Genomic DNA, 19,475 nt, shown 5'->3' on the forward strand with positions numbered 1-19,475 from the left:
GATGCTGAGGCTTTCCCTTTTGCTGGCCATATTGACCGGCGGCCTGTTTGCCAACCTGAACCGGATCGAGGTTCAGGCCGTATATCCCTTTGATAAAAAACGTCAAAGCCCTTCCAGCGCAGGTGCGCCTGCACTGCACGAGCGCATTGTCAAAACCAATGGCCAAAGCCTGATCCTCTGGACAGCTGCCCCAAAACCGGGCCAGCCGACAATCCTCTACTTCCACGGCAACGCCGGCAACCTGGCCAATCGTGCGGGTCGGTTTCAGCGATTTCAGGCGCGTGGCTACGGCGTGATTGCCCCCGCCTATCGCGGCTCCTCGGGTAGCAGCGGCAAACCATCCGAGCCCGCCCTGAGCCGCGACGCACAGCACATCTACCGTCATCTGGACCGGTTGATCCCGGGTCTCACGCCATCACAAACCGTGATCTACGGCGAAAGCCTGGGCACCGGCGTGGCCCTCAAACTGCTGGCAAAGCCGGGCACAGCCCAACCCGCCGCCGTGGTGCTTGAGGCGCCCTATACCTCGTTGCCCGACGTCGTCCGCCACACCTACCCGCAGCTGGAACCGCTGATCCCGCGGATGAAAAATATCTGGAACAGCCTGGATCATGCCCGCGCCCTGTCTGTCCCCCTGCTGGTCCTGCACGGCACCGACGACGCGTTGATACCCATAAATCAGGGGCGGCAGGTTTTCACCGCCGCCCCGTCGCAAGCAAAACGCTTTTTGGCTGTAAAAGGCGCCGGCCATACCGATATCTGGCGCTCAGACGTCCTGCCAGCGCTGTGGCACTTCATCGACCAACATTAAGTTCAGGCCGATAGCATCCGGTATAGCTCATCCTTCAGCGCCGCCCGCTGCTTGCGCATCGCAACTTCGGTCAACTCCTCAACCGGTTCGACATTGGTCTCCGCCCTATGCACGGCGCGGTTGACCTCATGGTACTCATCTGCCAACCGGGCAAAATGCGCATCCGCCTGTTTCAGCCTGGTAATCTTGTCAGCATGTTCCGGGAATTCCTCCTGCAATTCATGAGGCGTATGAGACATCGCGCTTTTCTCCTTTGTCCAATGTTCGCAGACCACGCTAGGCCCTGCCGCGCGATCCCTCTTTGATCCGGATCAAATGGATAAGTTTGCCGGGAAAAATCATTGCATTGCTTGCCGGAATTCCACCCGCAAGCCCTGACGCCGCACCCAGGTAACTGTCGGTTTATGCACGGCGGGGCCCGGCCCCTGTCTTGAAAGACAACAAACCTGCACTTTCACTTTTCCTCAAATACTCAAAAAGAATCAAATACTCAAAAAGAACATGGCAGATATGACAATCGCCCCGGACAGGGCATCGCGGTGTCCCGGGCGCCGGGGCGGGCGCAGCCTGACACGGAATAAAGCGCGCGCGCCAGCGCGCTCCTTCGGATCAGCGCTGTGCCGCCTGCCAGTCCGGGTGCATCCAGGGTTGTGCATTTTCGGGCGTCAGCGGCGTCCGGCCAAGAATGTGATCCGCCGTCTTTTCGCCCACCATGATCGACGGCGCATTCAGGTTGCCATTGGTAATCCTGGGGAAAATGCTGCTATCAGCCACCCGCAGCCCGTCCACCCCGATCACCCGCGCCTGGGCGTCAACCACGGCCGTTTTGTCCTCCGCGCGCCCCATGCGGCAGGTTCCGCAAGGGTGATAGGCGCTTTCGCCATGCTCGCGGATAAACCCATCCAGTTCATCATCGCTCTGAACTTCTGCACCGGGTTGAATCTCTTTCTTTACAAAGGGTTTGAACGCCTCTTGCGCAAAAACCTCACGGGTCAGCCTGATACATTGCCGGAAATCCACCCAGTCGCTTTCTTCACTCATATAGTTGAAACGGATGACCGGATCGGCCTCGGGGTCCGCACTGCGCAGGGTCACCGCCCCGCGCGAGGCGCTGCGCATCGGGCCGACATGGGCCTGAAACCCGTGGCCCTCGGCCGCCGCCTGACCGTCATAGCGCACCGCAATGGGCAGAAAATGGAACTGAATGTCCGGATAATCCACCCCCGCACGAGAGCGGATGAAGCCGCAGCTTTCAAACTGGTTACTGGCTCCGGGCCCGTTCTTACCAAGCAGCCACTGTGCGCCCACCCAGGCCTTGCCAAAAATGTTCCAGTATTTGTAAAGGCTCACCGGCTGGCTGGCGGCCATCTGGATGTAAAGCTCCAGATGATCCTGCAAATTTGCACCTACCCCGGGGCGGTCGGCGACCACCTCGATACCGTGTTCGGTCAGATGCGCCGCCGGCCCGATACCCGACAGCATCAGCAATTTGGGCGAATTGATGGACGACGCCGCCAGAATTACCTCGCGCCGCGCGCGCACCACCTGCGTCTGACCCTTTATCGTGGCCTCAACACCGACGGCTCGGTTCCCGCACATCACCACACGGCGCACCAGCCCGCGCACCAGATCGCAATTCTTGCGTTTCAAGGCAGGCCGCAGATAGGCATTTGCCGTTGACCAGCGCCGCCCTTTCCAGACCGTCATTTCAAACGGGCCAAACCCCTCTTGCTGCTCGCCGTTATAATCGTCGGTCAGCGGGTATCCCGCCTGCCCACCGGCCTCGACAAAAGCCTTCACCAAAGGATTCTTGCGCCCGCCCCGCGATACATGCAGCGGCCCGCTGTCGCCGCGCCACCCGGCATCGCCGCCATGGCCGCCATCGTGCCAGTTCTCCATGCGCTTGAAATAGGGCAGCACATCGGCATAGCCCCAGCCATCCGCCCCCTGATCGCGCCAATGGTCATAGTCGCAGGCGTGCCCCCGCACGTACACCATCCCGTTGATGCTGGATGAGCCGCCAATCACCTTGCCACGCGGACAGGCCAGTTCTCGATTGTTCAAATGCGGCTCGGGCTCGCTGCGATACCCCCAGTCATAGCGCTTCATGTTCATCGGATAGCTCAGCGCGCCCGGCATCTGAATGAACGGCCCTGCGTCGGTGCCGCCATGCTCGATCACCAGCACCGATTTGCCCGCCTCGGACAGTCTATAGGCCATGGCGCAGCCCGCACTTCCCGCCCCCACAATCACATAGTCCGCTTCCATCACAACCTCAGATCAACTTTCGAGTTACCGCCGCCTTGGCGCGACGGGGTGGGCGGGTGGGCGGCGCGCCAAGGCGGCGGCCCCCACCCAATCAGGTTTCAAACCGTGTCACGCAGCATCTCATAGGACAGCATCACCGCTGTCCGATACGCCGGGCGTTCAGCCAGCCGGTCAAAATAAGCCCGCACCTCCGGAAACTCCCGACGTTCAATCTCGATATCAAAGTACCGAAACAGGACATGGCCAAATTGAATATCAGCCAGACTAAGATCATCCCCGCACAGGTATGCGGTTTTTGCCAAACGTGGTTCGGCAATGGCCAATTGGTTCTCCAGTGCCTCAACCGCACCCCGAATTGCCGCCACATCCCAACGCGCCCTGGGTGTTCGCACGACCCGCCAGAATACCGGCCCGGTAAATGCCTCTGCCACGTCATGCTTGGCCCATTCCGCCCACATATCCACCTCGGCCCGCGCCACCGGGTCGCGGGGCCAGAATGCGGCGTCGCCATGCTGCCCGGCCAGATAACGCAGGATCGCAGCCGTCTCAAAAAGCGCCCGGTTGCCAACTTTCAGCACCGGGATCTTGCCATGCGGGTTCATCGCCCTGAAGTCATCCGTGTCCAGCCCGCCATGGTTTTCACCATAATCCAGCCGCTCATAGCTGAGGCCGAGTTCCTCCAGCCCCCACAGCAAGGCCTGTACATTCGATGAGGTGGCGCGACCGTAAACGGTTAACATCACTCTCCCCTCGGAAAGCGTTGATTTTCCTCGACAACATTCAGGTCCATATGGTTGCGCATGTAGCGCTCGGATGCCTTTTGCAGCGGTTGATATTCCCAAGGGTAATAGCCGCCCTTGCGCAGTGCCTCGTACACAACCCACCGGCGCGCCTGACTTTCGCGCACGGAGGCATCAAAGCTGTCCAGATCCCACCGCGCCTCGGCCTTGGCCTGTAATTGTGCAAGCGTACCCGCATGGGCCGGATCCGCCGCCAGATTACGCAGTTCATGCGGATCGGCCTCAAGATCAAACAACTGATCGGGGTCAAGACTGCAGCGGTTGAACTTCCACTTACCATAACGCAGCGATACCAGCGGCGCATAAGATGCCTCGGCGGCATATTCCATCGCCACCGGCTCCTGCCGCTTAACCCCCTGCCCCTGCGGCACAAGGCTCTGGCCTTCGGTCCAGGGCTCAACTTCGGCCATGCTGACCCCGGCCAGATCACATAAGGTGGGGCAGACGTCGATATTGCTGACCGGGTCCGTCACCAGCCCCGGCGCCATCCCCGGTGCCGAAATCATCAACGGCACGCGGGCCGAGCCTTCGTAGAAGCACATCTTGAACCACAGGCCCCGCTCGCCCAGCATATCGCCGTGGTCCGACACAAACAGGATGATCGCCTCTTGCCGCGTTGTCTCAAGCGCTTCCATTACCTCGCCAATCTTGTCATCCAGATAGCTGATGTTGGCGAAATACGCGCGGCGCGAGCGGCGGATATTTTCTTCCGTGATGTCGAAATTCCGCCAGTCATTGGCATCAAAAATTCGTTTCGCGTGCGGGTCGTGATCGTTGTAATCCATCGCCGGAACCTCGGGCAAAAGATGCTCGCAATCCTCGTACAAATCCCAATACTTTCTCCGCGCCACATAGGGGTCATGCGGGTGGGTGAACGAAACCGTCAGGCACCATGGCCGCGCATCATGCCCGCGCGCCAGATCATAGACCTTGCGGGTGGCGTGATAGGCCACCTCGTCGTCATACTCCATCTGGTTCGAAATCTCGGCGACGCCCGCCCCGGTGACCGAACCCATATTGTGATACCACCACTCAATCCGTTCGCCCGGCTTGCGATAGTCCGGCGTCCAGCCAAAATCGGCGGGATAGATATCGGTGGTCAGACGTTCCTCAAACCCGTGCATCTGATCGGGGCCGACAAAATGCATCTTGCCTGACAGGCAGGTCTGATAGCCCGCCCGCCGCAGATGATGAGCATAGGTCGGAATGTCAGCGGCAAATTCGGCGGCATTGTCATACACCCGACTGCGGGACGGCAGCAGCCCGGACATGAAACTGGCCCGCCCCGGTGCGCACAGCGGACTGGCCGTATAGGCATTGGCAAACCGCGTCGACCGTGCCGCCAGCTTTTTCAGGTTGGGCGCGTGCAGCCAGTCGGCCGGCCCATCTGGAAACAGCGTACCATTCAGTTGATCCACCATGAATATCAAGATGTTAGGCGCGTTCATTCAAGTGATCCTTCAGCCAGGCTTGTGTCAAGATAATGCAACAGAACATCGATCGCGGCAGCGGGCGACATCGGGTCCGACCGCAGCGCCTGCCGGATGTAAAGCCCGTCGATCATCGCCGCCAGTCCCCGCGTCAGCATCCGCGCATCTGCTCCCGCTATCTGCCTGAAGGCGTAGTGCAGGTTCGACCTCAGTCGCCGCTGGTAAACATTCAATAGCCGACTCGCTTCCTCCGATTTCTGCGCCTGGACGTAGAAATTCAGCCAGGCCGAAACAAACTCGGGCCGGAATTGCGCCGGGGCAAAACTGGCGCGAATAATCGCCTCGATCCGATCGCGCGGGGATTTCGCCATCAGCAACGCGCCGCGCACTTCGGCACCGTAGATTGCCAGAATATGGCGCATGGCCGCGGCGAACATCTGTTCTTTTGACCCGAAATAGTGATGTGCCAGCGCGCTCGACATGCCTGCTCGCTTGGCGATCTGGCTTACCGTGACATCCAGTGTCCCCTGCACCCCGATTTCATGAATCGTGGCCTCTACCAGCGCCGAACGCCGTATCGGCTCCATCCCTAGCTTGGGCACAGAACATCCTCCTAAAACGTCTTTCCAATTTCTGTTGTCAGACTCGCCTAATCATGTTTAATTGACTCGTCAATCAATAAAAAAGGTGGCCATGCCAACGCTTGTTTTCTATAAATCCAACAATGAACTTGCACAGCCGCGTCGCGTCAGCCTAGACTTTCGCCGTGCAATCCTTGTTCCAGAATGACGGGCCTATTGGTGAAAATGATCCTACCGACCGCGAAGTGTGATGTTTCACATGGCCGTAACCCTTCACAGAAAGACACAATGGAATCCGCCCGGCACCTTCCAGAGGTGACCGGCCCTCGTATCAATCATAACAACAATCAGGGAGATAACTCATGACAATCATAAACTCTGGCGGCTTGAATCGCCGCCGTTTTCTGCAGACGACAGCCGCAACCGCCATGGCGGCCTCGATGCCGCTTGGTGGTGCGTTGGCGTCAACCCCCAAACGCGGCGGCCACCTGCGTATCGGCAAGGCCCACGGCCAGACAACCGACACCCATAACCCCGGCACCTGGGAAAACGGCTTTACCATCGGCATGGCCTTTGCCATCCACGGTCGCCTGACCGAAGTGCTGCCCGATGGCTCGGTCGGTCCCGAACTGGCCGAAAGCTGGGAAGCATCCCCAGACGCCAAAACCTGGCGTTTCAATATTCGTCAGGGCGTCACCTTCCACAGCGGCAAACCACTGACCCCCGAAGATGTCGTGGCCTCCATCGCCTTCCACCGCGGTGAAGATTCCACCTCGGCGGCCGGCCCCATCGTGGCGCCGATCGAAAACATAAGCATTGATGGCAACACCGTCGTGTTTGAACTCTCGGGCGGCAATGCCGACTTCCCGTTCATTCTCAGCGACTATCACCTCACCATCCACCCCGCCAAAGGTGACAGCATCGACTGGCAGTCAGCCGATGGCTGTGGCAGCTACATCCTGAAAGACGCCGATTTCGGCGTCGGCTGCACGATGGAGCGGAACCCCAACCACTGGCGTGATAACGTGGCCTGGTTCGACAGCATCGAAATGCTGGCACTGGTTGACCAGAACGCCCGCACCACGGCGCTGGTGTCGGGTGACGTGAACGTGGTTGACCGTCTTGACCTGAAAACCGTGGGCCTTCTGGCGCGCAATCAGAATATCAACATCCATTCGGTCGCCGGCACACAGCACTTCACCTTTGCAATGTCGACCAATCAGGCGCCTTATGACAACAACCACGTCCGTCAGGCCCTGAAATACGCCGTCAACCGCGAAGAGATGGTTGAAAAGATCCTGTTCGGCTACGGTTCGGTCGGCAATGACGTGCCCGTTGGCCAGGGCCAGCAATATTACAATACCGAACTTGAGCAGAAAACCTTTGACCCCGACAAGGCCAAATGGCACCTCAAAGAGGCTGGCATGGACTCGCTTGAGGTCAGCCTGTCCGCCGCCGATGCCGCCTTTGCAGGCGCCGTGGACGCGGGCATTCTGTTCCAGGCCTCGGCCAAGGAATGCGGCATCGACCTCAAGGTCGTGCGCGAACCCAACGATGGCTATTGGTCGGATGTCTGGATGAAGAAACCCTTCTCGGCCGTTTACTGGTCGGGTCGTCCGGTTCAGGATCAGATGTTCTCAACCGCCTACACCTGTGGCGCGGCGTGGAACGACAGCTTCTGGTGCAACGACCGGTTCGAAGAGCTTCTTGTTGCGGCCCGCGCCGAACTGGATAGCACCAAGCGCGAAGCGATGTATTTCGAGATTCAGGACATCGTCAGCAATCAGGGCGGCGTCATCATCCCGATGTTCGCCAACTATGTCTTTGGTACCTCCAACGCCATTGGCACACCTGAAAAAATGGCGTCGAACTGGGATATGGACGGCGAACGCTGGGCCGAACGCTGGTGGTTCGCGTAACTCCAGCGCTTATCCATCACGTGCAAGGGGCCGGTTCATCCGGCCCCTTCGCATTTCAGGGCCGCCACATAGGTTCTACAATCGCTTTGGGCGCGCTCTGCCGCGCCAGATGCCCGGCAACGGGGATGCGCCTGAAACGTTTTACACGGATTGTTCGCCAAGTTCCTTCAGTTTTCGGGTATTCGCTGCGGTCTTGAATACCTTTCCAAGGTTTTCCTTGTCGTCGCTCTCAATTGCGGCAGCCAGTTGCGCTGATACGGGCATGCCCGCCGCCTGACCATCCGGCTGGATCATTTCCGGGCTGGCCGGCCGCTTCAAGGCCCGCAGCACTTCTACAAGGCTCGACATCGAGGCATAGAATTTATACCAGAACGGCCCGCCCAGTCCGATCAGAAACCCCGCCAGAACGACCTGTATGAACCAGTTGACAGACGACCATTGCCATTTACAGATCATATCACCCTCAGGACACGTCGTCTGCTCGCCTTGCCTCCCCCAGAACGCGGATGTCTTATATCCCAGGGGCAGCGCCATCTCACTGTCCAGCTTCTCCAGGGTCTGACGGATAGCCTGCACTTCCTGGGCAAGATCAACCCCTTCGGGGTCAGCCGCGGGCGCAGGTTCATTACCACCCTCTTCAGCTGCCGTAGCTTCGGTCGAAGCCGCCCCGGGCGTCACCACGGCCGGAACTGCGGGCTGCTTCAACAGCGATTGCAACGACCGCACAGCCTCCTGGTTTTCCTCTACCACCGCCGTTGCCTCAGCCAGCAAAGCCTCGCGCGTTTCCGGGCTGTCCATCAAATGGCGGAACACCGTACCGGCTTCAAAATTCACCGCAAAGGCCAGCGCAAAGGAAATCCACAAGGTCACCGCATGAGCCCGTTTGCGGAAAAATTCATTCGATGCAGCAATGTAACGTTCGTAAGTGGTGGAAAGATCGGCCAGAACATCACCCAGCTCGGCCTCGGCCAGCGTTGCCAGTTTTTCTCCGGCTTCAGTCTTGGCCAGCCGGTGCAGAAACGCGCAGGTGCTCAACCGGTCCACCCGGTTGGCCCCATCGCCGCGGCAAAACCTCAGGGATTTTCTTAGAATACTGAAGGGCCAACTCCCGCCAGCATCCTCCATCCGGCTGCTCAGCGATGGGTTCACCGTCAGCGCATCCAGCAAATTCTGCGCCGGTTGCTGCTTTGCTGCCTGATTTTTTTGCTGTACCGCATCGACAACAGGCTGCAATACCTGCGCCGACACTGTCGCGCCTTTTTCGGTCAGTTCATCCTGCAGCTTTTGAAGCTTTTCCTGTAGCGCTGAATCCAGCTTCTCCGTGCCTTTGCTGATTTCCTCAACAACTCTGTCCAGATGCGCCGCAAAGAACGGATCATTCTTCAACAACTCGCCAATTGCCCGCACAAGCACCCTGGGCCGCATCGCCACGATACGCATCAATGCTTCGGTCAGGGTGGTGGCGATGGTTGAAAAAATGATCATCACCAACGCAAAGGATAACGTCGCTTCCAAAATCTCCATGTCGGCCCCCACAGCTGCAACACTCAGGAAACTTGCCTGAAAAACGCAATCTATGGCTGTAATTTACACAATTTTTACGTGAATTTCCAGAATTTCCTCTGGCGGGGTTATAATCAGACCTTGGTCGCCGTTACCGATGGGGTCACCCCACGACGTTTCAGCACCGTCTCGCGCCAACTGATAAAACTGATGGCGCCGACAATCACCATGCCGCCCAGAACCACATAAAAATCAACGGGTTCGTCAAAGACAAGCGCGCCCAGCGTCACCGCCCATATCAGCTGTAAAAAGGTCACCGGCTGGGACACCGCCAAAGGCGCGGCACGAAACGCCAGGGTCATGGTGTAATGTCCAGCCGTGGCCAGACAGGCCACACCAAACAGGATTGCCAGTTCAGCCCAGGTTGGTTCAATCCAGTTCCACGCCGCCAGCGGCGCCAGCCCAAGCGTGACAGTGACCGACAGCATCGCCACCACCACCAGCGGGCTGCACCTGCCCGATACCTGCTTGGCCAGCAGGTACGAGGCACCGAAACAGATCGCCGTCAGCAACATCGCCAGATGCCCCGGCCCGATTTCGCGAAACCCCGGGCGCAAGATGATCAACGCGCCCACAAGGGCCGCCGCCACGGCCAATACCCGGCGCAACGCCAGCCTTTCGCCCAGAAAAAGGGCGGCACCCAGGGTCACATAGACGGGGGACAGATAATTCATCGCCGTCACATCGGCGATTGGTATCCGCGCCATGGCGTAAAACCACAGACCCACCGCCACCGTATGCACGACACCACGCCAGGCAAACATTTTCACCGTCATCCGATCCATGTGCAACTGGCGGGGGGCCTTCAACATCGGCAGAAAGAAAACCAGTCCCAGTGCATAACGCAGAAAGGCCGCTTCTGGTGCCGGGATACGTGTACCCAGATGCTTGACCAGCGCCGTCACCCCGATGAACAGAACACCGGTCACGATCATCCAGAAAATGCCCCAGCCGGGCCGCGCTGCCTGTGCTATACTCATGTCGGCATTAACACGGATAGTGCACCGCTTGTCGAGGGGGGCCGAACCCTGCGTCGCCTGTTCTAACTCCTAGAAATTTCGCAGAAATTTCGTAGCGCACGATTTTTCTGCGAAAAATCTCTCCCTGCGCCAAGGGTCTTAGCACGCCCAACCTGCGCGCAGCCCTTCCAGCACCGCCTCTTCGGCGCTGCGCGGAGCCAGACAATCGCCCAGACCGGTCACATTGGCCATGCCCGCGGCCTGCAATGCCCCCAGCAATCTATCCTCGGCGATCTGACCCTGCGCCAGCACCAGACTGTCCATACCTTCCAGCACCATCGCCTCACCGGTCGCGATATGCTGAAAATAGGCGGTATCGCCATCAGCCCCGTAAAGCCGCGCATAGGGGATCAGTTCAACCCCCAGCCGCACGGCGCGGGCCACCATGGTGTCGCGCACATAGGATTGCAGACCTTCACCCGCTGCAACAGCGCTTACTGCCAGCCTCACCTGCCGCCCCGAGGCGGCCAGCATCTCGGCCAGCCCCAGGCCCACCCAATCTGCCCGCCAGTCGGCAATAACCACGCGGCTGCCCAGGTTAGCCTCGCCGCGCAGCACAGCCCAGGCATCGGCTACATGCGTGCCCTCGCCCAGCTCCAGCGCCTTCGGCCAGTAGGGCGTGCCACCAGTGGCCACCAGCACCTGGTCAGGGGCCATGTCTTCAATCATCCCCACCGTGGCTCGGGTATTCAGCCGCACCTCAACACCCGCCAGCGCCATCTCGCGCGCCAGATTTGTAACGATCCCGCCAAACTCCGCCCGCCCCGGCAGGGCCTGCGCCAGCAACGCCTGCCCCCCCAGCTGCGGCCCGGCCTCCAGCAGGGTCACCACATGCCCCCGCGCTGACGCCACGGCGGCGGCCTTCATTCCGGCAGGGCCACCGCCTACAACAACCACCCGCCGCACCGGATCGGCCGGTGGCAGATCGCCGTACTGCAGCTCACGCCCGGTCTCGGGATGCTGAATGCATGAAATTGGCACACCTTTGTGGAAATGCCCGATACAGGCCTGATTGCAGCCGATGCAGGCGCGGATATCTTCTGATCGGCCCTTCGCGGCCTTGACGGGCATCAACGGGTCACAAATCAATGCCCGGGTCATCCCGCACATGTCCACCTCACCACTCGCAATCAGCTTTTCAGCCTCCTGCGGCTGGTTGATCCGACCCGTCGCAATCACCGGAATGTTTACCATCTGTTTTACCGTCGCCGCAAACGGCGCGGAATAGCCCGGCGCGTAGAACATCGGGGGCACGATATGCACTGCCGCCCCCAGCGTGGCTGAACTTCCGGCGACAACGCTCACGTAATCCAGATGCCCGGCCGCGTCGCGCACCACCTGCAACACCTCATCTGGCTCCACGCCGGCATCGTCATGCTCTTCGCCGGTGATCCGCAGGCCCAGCACAAACTCCGGCCCCGTTGCCCTGCGCACCGCGGCCAGAACCTCGTGCAGGAACCGCGATCGCCCGGCCAGATCGCCGCCATAGGCATCGGTGCGCAGATTTACATGCCGGTTCAGAAATTGTGCCGGCAGATAGCCATGGCTTGCCACCACCTCGACGCCATCCACACCTGCGCGCTGCAACCGTTCAGCCGCGCTGGCATAGCCTGCAATGACCTCCGCAATCATCGCCTGCGACATGGCCCTGGGGATGGTATGAAACCGTTCGCTTGGCACGGCCGAGGGTGCATAGGCTACCGGCAGCGTGCCGTCGCTGGTCTCCATGATCTCTCGGCCCGGGTGAAACAGCTGCACGACCAGTCGCGCCCCTTCCCCCTGCACCGCCTTGGCCAGCCGCTCGAACCCGGGGATACAATCGTTATCGGTTCCCATCAGCACATGGCTGGTATAGCGCGCAGTTTCATGCACCCCCACAACCTGCGTCACGATCAGACCCACACCGCCCCTGGCCCGGGCCCGGTGATAGGCGATCAGCGCCTCGTTCACCTTGTCAGACACCGGCAATGTGGTGTCATGCCCGGTCGATACGATCCGGTTGCGTATTTCGATCTTGCCGATCTTCAGCGGTTGAAACAGGGCTGGTGTCTGCATTGTATCGGGTTCCCTTGCGGCGCTTTTCCATGCGCATCCTGCACTGAACCTAAAACGTTCAGCGGGAAACCTGAATGGCGGTTTTGCACAAACCGCTCAAACCGCCCTTGAATTGCGCGATATTTTCCGCCCCCGCCAGCACAGGGGGTTTTCACACCCCGCCATTGCCGCCATCATACCCCCTGACCCAACTGGTAAAACGAATGCTTCGGACCCTGGCAATCCTCATCTGCCTTATGTTGTACCTGCCTGTGCCCGCCGGCGCGCAGCCCCCCGGCGATTGTGCTGACCCGGCGGTTCCTTCCGCAGAGCTGATTCAGGAACTCACCCGCTGGATCGGCGCGCAGACGGGGTATGACATCACCCGCACATTAGCTGATCCGCCCCGCGTCAGCTTCTGCGACACCGGCCAGACTATCATTTACGAGGATCAGACCCTGATCGTCGATCCCGGCCTGCGCGCCGCTTATGACCTGTCAGACCGGCATATCTATCTGGTCCTGCCCTGGGACGCCGCCAACCCCAAGGATGTCTCTGCCCTTCTGCACGAACTGATCCATGACGTGCAGCTGATCAACCGTGACTGGCCCTGCGTCGGCGCCCCCGAGTGGCAGGCCTACAAACTGCAAGAGACATGGCTGGCCGAACGCGGCATCGACCCCGGCTTTGACTGGCTGCATATCTACATGTACAGCCGCTGCCCGCGCGACATCCACCCCGACTGACCGGTCAGCCCAGCAGCAGCTTGGCCGCAATCGCCCACATGGTCAGCCCCACGACCACGTCCAGCACCCGCCAGCTTTGCGGCCTGCGAAAGACCGGCGCCAGCACCCGGGCGCCATAGCCCAGACTGAAGAAAAACACGAAACTGGCCAGCACGGCACCGGCGCCAAATTGCAGCTTGTCAGCGTATTGCGCCGAAACCGAGCCCAGCAAAACAACGGTATCCAGATAGACATGCGGGTTCAGCCAGGTCAGCGCCAGACAGGTCAGCACCGCACGCGCCAGACTGCCGGTCCCCTCGCCCGCCTCCAGCACCTCGCCGCCGCGCCACGCCGCGCGCAGGTTGCTGAAGCCGTACCACAGCAGAAACGCCGCCCCGCCCCAGCGCATAATCCGCTCCAGCCCCGGCACCATCTCGGCCAGCGCGCCAAAGCCCGCCACCCCCGCCGCGACCAAAACCGCGTCCGAGATCGCACAGACCAGCACCACCGCCAGCACATGCTCGCGCCGCAGCCCCTGACGCAACACAAACGCATTCTGCGCCCCGATTGCCAGGATCAACGAAAACCCCAGCGCAAACCCCGCCAACCCTGCCTGCATTAGAATTCTTTCCTTAAGGCCGGGCTTATCCCGCCATTGTCTGTCGTAATTTTTGCCGTCTTGGCTGAACGCAGATCAGCGTCACTCGTCTGGGGTCCACGCTAGAAAGGCATTCTCGTGGGCGCAACAACAACCGACGCAATATCTTTTGGTGGAAATTGGCAATGGATATACTCCTTTAAATTGCACGAAGGTGAGGATGCATGGCTGGCAAATTGGTTTGCGAATCCGAAATTTTCCACAGCATCGATGAAAAGGCCAATACAGCCAAGAATGAATGCTTTTTTGTTGGCTTCCTTGATGGAATTTTGGCCAACAACCGAATTGATCACACCGAACTTGAACCGCTTTTAGCAGAATGCGAAGCAATCTGCCGCCAGGTAAGGGATGAAGATGCAGCGGAAATCATCGCAGAAGCATCGGCGGGCCATCAAAATACGCCACAAGAACTTCTCGATCTCCTGACCCAAATCGCAGAAATTAGAAGTGAAAAAATTGTTTCAGGGTGTCGGCGATCCTCGGCAAATAGACTGTTGGGATTTTGTGCAGGCATTAACTGCGACAATGTAATTACAACACGAGAAGCCAGTACTCTTTTTGAGCGGTTAAAATCCGCTCACGATTTAGAAGATGATCCTCGCATTGTCGCACTGCGTCATGTTTTGCTGGATGCACTTGAGGATGGAAAAATTGATCCCCCAGAGTCAGCCGAAATAAGCCACCTCATCACAAGTTTGGTCGGCGACAGCTACGCAGACACCGGCATTCCAAGCAGCGACGCACTACCAGTCGTACAGGACTTGGATGAAATCGACCTGAACCTTCTGGACGCAAGTCGCGTTGTGCTGACGGGCAGCTAAGACATCCCAAAACGTACGAAACGTACGCCCGTTTCCCGAAACGCTCTGAATAACGTACGAAATCCACGTACGTTTCGTACGTATCGTACGCTTCCGAATCCCCGCTCAAAACGCAAAAACGGCGCGGGTTAAAGCGCCGTTCTTAACCATTGGTGACCAATTGTTAACCTGATCAGAGCTGATCCATCACCTCGTCCGAGGCCTCGAAGTTGGCGGTGACGCGCTGCACGTCGTCGTCATCCTCCAGCGCGTCGATCAGCTTCATCAGCTTCTGCATGCCCTCCAGATCCAGCTCGGTGCTGGTCGTGGGCTTCCACACCAGCTTGGTGCTTTCGCTCTCTCCAAGCTCCGCTTCCAGCGCGGTGGACACCTCGTTCAGATCGGTGTCGGCACACCAGATGATGTGGCCATCCTCGGACGATTCCACATCCTCTGCGCCCGCTTCGATGGCGGCCAGCATCACCGTGTCGGCATCGCCCACCTCGGCCGGATAGCTGACCTCGCCCTTGCGTTCAAACATGAAACCGACGCTGCCGGTCTCGCCCAGATTGCCGCCGTTCTTGGTAAAGGTGCTGCGGACGTTGGATGCGGTGCGGTTCAGGTTGTCGGTCATCGCCTCGACAATCACCGCCACGCCGCCGGGGCCATAGCCCTCATAGCGGATTTCCTTATAGTCATCGCCTTCCCCGGCCTGAGATTTCTTGATCGCCCGGTCGATCACATCCTTCGGCACCGAAACCGCCTTAGCCTCCTTCACCGCCATTCGTAACCGCGGGTTTTTGTCCGGGTCCGGGTCACCCATTTTGGCAGCTACGGTTATCTCTTTGGAAAGTTTAGAGAAAAGTTTCGAGCGCGCAGCGTCCTGCCGCCCCTTGCGGTGCTGAATATTTGCCCATTTTGAGTGGCCGGCCATGCGGTGCCTCCGATTAGAAATCTCTGATTTGCGCCTCTATAGGCCAGTCACCATACCCCTCGCAAGCCGGTTGCATTTACCCGCCCGATGAGTTTGGCTTGCACTCAATAAGGAGGGCCGCCGTGACCACCGACCAAATCATCCTTTTCTGCCTTTTTGGGGTTGTGTTTGCCTTTCTGCTTTGGGGCAAATACCGGTATGATATCGTTGCCTTTTCCGCGCTGATGGGGGGGGTGGTTCTGGGCGTTGTCCCCGCCGCAGACGCCTTTGCCGGGTTCGGTCATCCGGCCACGCTGGTGGTGGCACTGGTGCTGGTCGTCTCGGCCGGGCTGGTGCGTTCCGGGGCTGTATTCCTAATCACCCGCACGCTGATCGACAGTTCGCGCGCCCTAGGCGGGCACATCGCCCTGATGGGCGGGATTGCAGGGGTGTTGTCGGCCTTCATGAACAATGTCGCGGCTCTTGCCCTGCTGATGCCCGTCGACATCCAGACAGCCAGAAAGGCAAAACGCCCGCCGGGGCTCAGCCTGATGCCCCTCAGCTTTGCGACCATCCTTGGTGGCATGGCGACGCTTATCGGCACACCGCCCAACATCATCATCGCCGCGATCCGCGAAGAAGAGCTTGGCACGCCATTTGCAATGTTTGATTTCGCCCCGGTGGGAGGACTGACCGCTGTTGCCGGGTTGATCTTTGTGGCTTTGATCGGTTGGCGCCTGATCCCAGACCGGTCTGATGCAACCCTCCAAGCCTCTGAAATAGCTGAATATATCGCCGAACTGACAGTTCCATCCGGGTCAACCCATGTCGGCAAGCGCCTGATCGAGCTAGAGAAAGAGGCCGACCGCATCGACGTCGCCATTCTTGGGCTGATCCGTGACGGCAAGCGCCGCTATGGCACGGCCATCAACACGCAAATCAAAGAGGGCGACATTCTGGTGCTAGAGGCGGGGCCAGATGCGCTGGACGAATTCCGCGCCAGCCTGTCGCTGGCCTTTGTTGATGAGCAGCGCGAAAGCCATTTGAATGCAGCCGGTGAAGGCCTGGATATCATCGAGGTCGTCGTGCCCCAGCACGCCCGCATCACCGGGAAGACTGCCCAGTCGATCGGCCTGCACTGGCGCCAGCACTCGGTTTTGATGGGGCTTTCCCGGCAGGGCCGCAAGATCACCCAGCAGGTTCGAATAACCCCGATACTCGCAGGCGACATCCTGCTGCTGCTGGTGCCCAAGGATACCGGCAATGACGTGACCGACTGGCTGGGCTGCCTGCCGCTAGCCAGCCGCGGGCTGGCCGTGACGCAAGACCGCAAGACGTGGCTTGCCATTGGGCTGTTTGCCGCCGCCGTCGCCGCTGCCAGCTTTGGCCTGATCTACCTGCCGGTGGCGCTTGGGCTGGTGGTCATGACTTATGTGTTGGCGCGGATCGTGCCGTTGAGCGAGCTATACGATCACATCGAGTGGCCGGTTGTGGTGCTTTTGGGGTCAATGATACCGCTGGGTGCTGCCCTGCAGGATGCTGGCGGCACCCAGCTTATTGCCAATGCTTTGGTAGGCCTGACCGAAGGTTTCCCCCCCTGGGCGGTGCTGACCGTTTTGATGATTGTCACGATGAGCCTGTCAGATGTGCTAAACAACACCGCAACCACAATCGTGGCCGCCCCCGTGGGCATCCAGATGGCGCAAACCCTGGGCGTATCGCCCGACCCCTTCCTGATGGCCGTCGCCGTCGCCGCCTCATCGGCCTTTCTCACCCCCATTGGCCATAAAAACAACACGCTTATCCTGGGTCCCGGCGGCTATCACTTTGGCGACTACTGGCGTATGGGCCTGCCGCTTGAGCTGATTGTGGTCGCGGTATCGATCCCGGCCATTCTTTTGTTCTGGCCGCTCTGAGCCCATATTACCGGATGCTGCGCGGTGCATGAATGGCGGCTTTGCAAGACTTGCCCCCAGTGGCATCAGTTTAAAACCGTGTACTATTATTAGAGGAGTGAAGAACGATGGATCAACGCCACCGGTAATCGGCATCAGGCCCATGAGGCGCAACTGCGCTCAGGGTAACCGACGCCCGGATTCCGTCGAACGCAAGCTCCACGGAGCTTTCGTGCACAAACTACGGAACAAGACCGCCCTCATGACTCGGGGCGCGCTAATTTGAGCCTAAAGAGGAAGTGGAATAGGCTGCATATATGAAGTCGCTTTTTCTGATCATCGCATATCTTGTCGCTGTGACATTGCCGTTAATCCTGTCGTGGTTGACGGGCGGTCCGCCACGACCATTCCTTGAGGAACTCGCCTCTGGTCTTGGTATTCTGGCTTTTTCGATGGTCCTTTTGGAATTTATCCTGTCTGGGCGCTTCAAGAGTATTTCGAACGGTGTTGGCATGGATGTAACCATGCGGTTTCATCAGGTCTTGGCACGCACCGCTCTGGGTTTTGCGCTGATACATCCGTTCCTCTACCAAGGTACGCCTTCCGGAGGTCAGCGTCCTTGGGATCCCACGCGCCAACTGACGATCACAACCGATTTTTCCGCTCTTTCTACAGGCATTGCCGCCTATTTGCTTCTTCCAAGTCTTGTTCTTCTGGCGATTGGGCGCACTCAACTGGACTACAAATACGAAACCTGGCGCCTGATACACGGGATCGGCGCGCTCTTGATTGCGTTGCTTTTGTTGCATCACACTGTCTATGCGGGGCGATACGGATCGCAGCCTGTGATGACGTGGGTGTGGTTGGCGATGACGGGTGGTGCAGTTGGATCGCTGCTTTATGTTTACCTGCTTGTGCCCCTTCGGGATAAGGCTCGTGCGTGGCAAGTTACCTCCGTCACCCAATTGACGTCCAAGCAATGGGAAGTAACGCTGAAACCAGATGGACATTCTGGCCTTGATTATAAGGCTGGGCAATTTGTCTGGTTGAATTTGGGTCACAGTTCCTTCTCGATGAAGGAAAACCCGTTCTCCATTTGCTCAGCACCAGCAGCCGGACCTGAAATTTCCTTCATGATTAAAGAGCTTGGCGACTTCACACGAACCCTTGGCCAAATAAAGGCTGGAACGGCCGCTTACCTTGACGGCCCATATGGGAACCTTTCTGTTGATGGTCGCACCGAACCGGGGGTCGCCCTGATTGCAGGTGGTGTGGGGCTGGCGCCGCTGCTGGGCATCCTCAGGCAAATGCGCCTGACCGGGGATCCTCGCAGCGTAAGGTTGGTCTATGGGAACCGGGTAGTTGATCAGATTGCCTATCGTGATGAATTGGGTGCACAGGACGTTTTTTATGTGCTGTCAGACCCTCCTGAAAACTGGTGCGGAGAAAAAGGTTTCGTTGATGCAGCGCTGATGGATCGCATTTTTTCAGTAAAAGAGTTCAACGAATGGGTCTTTGTAATGTGCGGACCCACCATCATGATGGATATCGTTGAGGATCACCTGATTGAGAGGGGCACGCCCTCTCACCGTATTCTCTCGGAGCGGTTCAACTATGACTAATCCATTCAGGCATATGAATCTGCGACGACGGATTTCTTTGACGATCTGGATTCTGAACATCATCATATTCTTGATACTTCTCACCTTTGTACTGCGCTGATTGGTATATTTGCAGCGGCCCTTTAGTCCGCGCTCCCGGCCTCCAGGTGCTGGTTGACCTTGCTCCCGCAGCGACGGCGACCAGTATCGAACGGCAGGATTCGGCCCATAGCGGACCTTTGTGCAATCTGCGGCGAATGACCATTCAGAGCCGATTCTGTGGAAAAACAACGTGTTGCTGTTGCAGAAAGTGTGGTTCTGAACAGAGCGCGAGCGCCTTTTCTATCAGGCTTTGCGCGTTTGCTGCGGTGCAGGAAGGATCTTGGCCAGTTTGCGGAGGTTTTGGGCGGTGGCGGCGAGGAGGAATTCGTCATTTGCACCGCATGGGCCGCGTAATC

At 58.9% G+C, this 19,475-nt stretch carries 16 protein-coding genes; 6 read left to right on the top strand and 10 right to left on the bottom strand.

Going from position 1 to position 19,475, the window contains the following annotated elements; translation table 11 throughout:
• The first annotated feature begins 1 nt into the window (after nt 1).
• Nucleotides 2-811: an alpha/beta hydrolase gene (locus tag PEL8287_RS17690; protein WP_176228689.1), complete on the top strand. Its 810-nt coding sequence runs from the start codon at nt 2-4 to the stop codon at nt 809-811.
• A gap of 2 nt (nt 812-813) precedes the next feature.
• Here PEL8287_RS17690 and PEL8287_RS17695 read toward each other — a convergent pair whose 3' ends face one another.
• The 5 genes from PEL8287_RS17695 to betI form a co-directional block, all read right to left on the bottom strand.
• The gene (locus PEL8287_RS17695) at nt 814-1,050 is read right to left on the bottom strand and encodes an HP1242/YdcH family protein (protein WP_085893761.1); all 237 of its coding nucleotides are present in this window, start codon (nt 1,048-1,050) and stop codon (nt 814-816) included.
• Nucleotides 1,051-1,420: 370 nt separating this feature from the next.
• Nucleotides 1,421-3,079 (bottom strand): choline dehydrogenase, encoded by a 1,659-nt coding sequence (gene betA / locus PEL8287_RS17700; RefSeq protein WP_085893762.1) that lies wholly within the window; start codon nt 3,077-3,079, stop codon nt 1,421-1,423.
• A 98-nt stretch (nt 3,080-3,177) separates the two neighbouring features.
• Entirely contained in the window at nt 3,178-3,819 is a 642-nt protein-coding gene (locus PEL8287_RS17705; protein WP_085893763.1) for a glutathione S-transferase family protein, read from the bottom strand.
• On the bottom strand, nt 3,819-5,327 hold the full coding sequence (betC, locus tag PEL8287_RS17710; RefSeq protein WP_085893764.1) for a choline-sulfatase: 1,509 nt from the start codon (nt 5,325-5,327) through the stop codon (nt 3,819-3,821). Before betC ends, PEL8287_RS17705 begins: the two co-directional genes overlap by 1 nt.
• Nucleotides 5,324-5,911 carry a transcriptional regulator BetI gene (gene betI, locus PEL8287_RS17715; RefSeq protein ID WP_085893765.1) on the bottom strand — a complete coding sequence of 196 codons (588 nt, stop codon included), beginning with the start codon at nt 5,909-5,911 and terminating at the stop codon, nt 5,324-5,326. The genes betC and betI overlap by 4 nt, the downstream gene beginning before the upstream one ends.
• A gap of 341 nt (nt 5,912-6,252) precedes the next feature.
• Here betI and PEL8287_RS17720 point away from each other — a divergent pair, with 341 nt between their 5' ends.
• Nucleotides 6,253-7,809, top strand: a complete 1,557-nt coding sequence (locus PEL8287_RS17720; protein ID WP_085893766.1) for an ABC transporter substrate-binding protein — start codon at nt 6,253-6,255, stop codon at nt 7,807-7,809.
• Nucleotides 7,810-7,950: 141 nt separating this feature from the next.
• Here PEL8287_RS17720 and PEL8287_RS17725 read toward each other — a convergent pair whose 3' ends face one another.
• The 3 genes from PEL8287_RS17725 to PEL8287_RS17735 all read right to left on the bottom strand — a co-directional run bounded on the left by PEL8287_RS17725 (nt 7,951) and on the right by PEL8287_RS17735 (nt 12,446).
• Complete coding sequence (locus PEL8287_RS17725) at nt 7,951-9,333, bottom strand: hypothetical protein (protein ID WP_085893767.1); 1,383 nt, start codon at nt 9,331-9,333, stop codon at nt 7,951-7,953.
• A gap of 113 nt (nt 9,334-9,446) precedes the next feature.
• Entirely contained in the window at nt 9,447-10,352 is a 906-nt protein-coding gene (locus tag PEL8287_RS17730; RefSeq protein WP_085893768.1) for a DMT family transporter, read from the bottom strand.
• 138 nt (nt 10,353-10,490) lie between these two features.
• Entirely contained in the window at nt 10,491-12,446 is a 1,956-nt protein-coding gene (locus tag PEL8287_RS17735) for an oxidoreductase (protein WP_085893769.1), read from the bottom strand.
• 203 nt (nt 12,447-12,649) lie between these two features.
• On the opposite strand from PEL8287_RS17735, the gene PEL8287_RS17740 reads away from it, so the two are divergent.
• A complete protein-coding gene (locus PEL8287_RS17740; RefSeq protein ID WP_139837853.1) occupies nt 12,650-13,171 on the top strand; it encodes a DUF6647 family protein in 522 nt (173 codons plus the stop codon).
• A 4-nt stretch (nt 13,172-13,175) separates the two neighbouring features.
• Here PEL8287_RS17740 and PEL8287_RS17745 read toward each other — a convergent pair whose 3' ends face one another.
• A complete protein-coding gene (locus tag PEL8287_RS17745) occupies nt 13,176-13,769 on the bottom strand; it encodes a LysE/ArgO family amino acid transporter (RefSeq protein WP_085893771.1) in 594 nt (197 codons plus the stop codon).
• Between the two features lie 203 nt (nt 13,770-13,972).
• Here PEL8287_RS17745 and PEL8287_RS17750 point away from each other — a divergent pair, with 203 nt between their 5' ends.
• Nucleotides 13,973-14,629: a hypothetical protein gene (locus PEL8287_RS17750; protein ID WP_085893772.1), complete on the top strand. Its 657-nt coding sequence runs from the start codon at nt 13,973-13,975 to the stop codon at nt 14,627-14,629.
• Between the two features lie 172 nt (nt 14,630-14,801).
• On the opposite strand, the gene PEL8287_RS17755 is transcribed toward PEL8287_RS17750, so the two are convergent.
• Nucleotides 14,802-15,542: a YebC/PmpR family DNA-binding transcriptional regulator gene (locus tag PEL8287_RS17755; protein WP_085893773.1), complete on the bottom strand. Its 741-nt coding sequence runs from the start codon at nt 15,540-15,542 to the stop codon at nt 14,802-14,804.
• A gap of 122 nt (nt 15,543-15,664) precedes the next feature.
• On the opposite strand from PEL8287_RS17755, the gene PEL8287_RS17760 reads away from it, so the two are divergent.
• Together PEL8287_RS17760 and PEL8287_RS17765 are read left to right on the top strand one after the other, a co-directional pair.
• Entirely contained in the window at nt 15,665-17,437 is a 1,773-nt protein-coding gene (locus PEL8287_RS17760) for an SLC13 family permease (protein WP_085893774.1), read from the top strand.
• A 296-nt stretch (nt 17,438-17,733) separates the two neighbouring features.
• Nucleotides 17,734-19,038: a ferredoxin reductase family protein gene (locus tag PEL8287_RS17765; RefSeq protein WP_085893775.1), complete on the top strand. Its 1,305-nt coding sequence runs from the start codon at nt 17,734-17,736 to the stop codon at nt 19,036-19,038.
• Nucleotides 19,039-19,475: the final 437 nt, after the last annotated feature.

The sequence above is a fragment of the Roseovarius litorisediminis genome (assembly GCF_900172295.1).
Lineage (GTDB): Bacteria > Pseudomonadota > Alphaproteobacteria > Rhodobacterales > Rhodobacteraceae > Roseovarius > Roseovarius litorisediminis.

Bases quoted from the DNA above. Each gene is read 5' to 3' on its own strand.
- PEL8287_RS17690 (WP_176228689.1), top strand. From the start codon at position 2: ATGCTGAGGCTTTCCCTTTTGCTGGCCATATTGACCGGCGGCCTGTTT.
- PEL8287_RS17695 (WP_085893761.1), bottom strand. From the start codon at position 1,050: ATGTCTCATACGCCTCATGAATTGCAGGAGGAATTCCCGGAACATGCT.
- betA (WP_085893762.1), bottom strand. From the start codon at position 3,079: ATGGAAGCGGACTATGTGATTGTGGGGGCGGGAAGTGCGGGCTGCGCC.
- PEL8287_RS17705 (WP_085893763.1), bottom strand. From the start codon at position 3,819: ATGTTAACCGTTTACGGTCGCGCCACCTCATCGAATGTACAGGCCTTG.
- betC (WP_085893764.1), bottom strand. From the start codon at position 5,327: ATGAACGCGCCTAACATCTTGATATTCATGGTGGATCAACTGAATGGT.
- PEL8287_RS17720 (WP_085893766.1), top strand. From the start codon at position 6,253: ATGACAATCATAAACTCTGGCGGCTTGAATCGCCGCCGTTTTCTGCAG.
- PEL8287_RS17725 (WP_085893767.1), bottom strand. From the start codon at position 9,333: ATGGAGATTTTGGAAGCGACGTTATCCTTTGCGTTGGTGATGATCATT.
- PEL8287_RS17730 (WP_085893768.1), bottom strand. From the start codon at position 10,352: ATGAGTATAGCACAGGCAGCGCGGCCCGGCTGGGGCATTTTCTGGATG.
- PEL8287_RS17735 (WP_085893769.1), bottom strand. From the start codon at position 12,446: ATGCAGACACCAGCCCTGTTTCAACCGCTGAAGATCGGCAAGATCGAA.
- PEL8287_RS17740 (WP_139837853.1), top strand. From the start codon at position 12,650: ATGCTTCGGACCCTGGCAATCCTCATCTGCCTTATGTTGTACCTGCCT.
- PEL8287_RS17745 (WP_085893771.1), bottom strand. From the start codon at position 13,769: ATGCAGGCAGGGTTGGCGGGGTTTGCGCTGGGGTTTTCGTTGATCCTG.
- PEL8287_RS17750 (WP_085893772.1), top strand. From the start codon at position 13,973: ATGGCTGGCAAATTGGTTTGCGAATCCGAAATTTTCCACAGCATCGAT.
- PEL8287_RS17755 (WP_085893773.1), bottom strand. From the start codon at position 15,542: ATGGCCGGCCACTCAAAATGGGCAAATATTCAGCACCGCAAGGGGCGG.
- PEL8287_RS17765 (WP_085893775.1), top strand. From the start codon at position 17,734: ATGAAGTCGCTTTTTCTGATCATCGCATATCTTGTCGCTGTGACATTG.